Here is a 1127-nt window from a genome sequence, read left to right as displayed (position 1 = left end):
CATCAAACGCTGTTTAGCTCACAAGATGTTTTAGATTACAAACTGAGTGACCATTGCCCTGTAAACGCAACGGTAACGCTTAACTGAACGAACAAAATAGCCCAGCATCATGCTGGGCTATTTTATGTTGTAGTTTGTTAGATAGACGTTTGATTAGACGAGAGAAACCGTTCTATCAAAGCGATCTTGGATTCAGCAGCACTACGTCACCCTGCTTTAACCCAGTTCGCACTCTCCCCAACTCTCCAAGCTGAATAAGCCGAGTTTCTACCTCACCGCTGTCTTGGACCTCCTTTACGTAGTCCAACTGGCCAACTTGGTAAACCGCCTCCTTTGGCACGCGAAGTACAATATCGTCGGTCAAGGTCAACGCGACTTTGGCGTATGTACCTGGATAGATAGCCGTTGGCGGCTCAAATTGAAGCTTTACGGTATAACTGCGCGAGTTGGCATCTGCCGACGGCGTCACTTCTTTTACTGCCGCTTGCGCGTTGAGGTTGTAAGACGGAAAAACAACGTCCACTTCTTTATCATAAGTCACATAAGGCATGACAGATTCAGCAAAGTTCACCTCTATTTCCAACGAGTTTGGATTGTACATCGATAAAAGCAAAGCACCCGGCGTCGCGGTATCACCTTTGTTGATGGGCTTTTGCGTGATCAAGCCATCAAACGGTGCAGTAATGATGCTGTAGCCAAAGGTCGTTTCCGCCTCGGAGACCGCCGCTTGCGCTTTATTGAAGTTGGCTTGTGCGGTTTGCAACGCACTTTCCGCTTGGTCAAATTGCGATTGAGGGATCAGTTTTTTGTTTAAAAGCGCTCTGACACGAGAAAACTCCTTTCTCGCCGCATTGAGCTGCGCTTGTGCAGAGGATAAAGCCTGCTCACTTTGACGAACTCGGGCGTCGAGATCATCGCTTTCTAGCCGCGCCAACACGTCTCCTTGCTTCACCCTATCGCCAACCTTCACCAATACCTCCATCACCGATGCCGTTAACCGTGCCGCGATATCGGCGTGCTGCTCTGCAACGACGACGCCCGGAAACTCTCGAACAACCGGTTCGCTGGTTAACATCAGTTGATGTGTCTCTGCGTTATTTACATCAATCTGGTTGGTTTTCACGTCA

At 48.9% G+C, this 1127-nt stretch carries 1 protein-coding gene; it reads right to left on the bottom strand.

Annotation, left to right across the window (positions count from 1 at the left end; all coding sequences use genetic code 11):
- Positions 1 to 175: 175 nt before the first annotated feature.
- A partial coding sequence (locus R7F67_RS24700) for an efflux RND transporter periplasmic adaptor subunit (RefSeq protein ID WP_318057518.1) occupies positions 176 to 1127 on the bottom strand: 952 nt, incomplete at its 5' end.

Source organism: Vibrio sp. YT-17 (assembly GCF_033337375.1).
In the GTDB taxonomy this organism is placed as follows: Bacteria; Pseudomonadota; Gammaproteobacteria; order Enterobacterales; family Vibrionaceae; genus Vibrio; species Vibrio alginolyticus.
The sequence above is the reverse complement of the archived record's forward strand: the minus strand, read 5'-3'. Positions and strand labels throughout refer to the sequence as shown.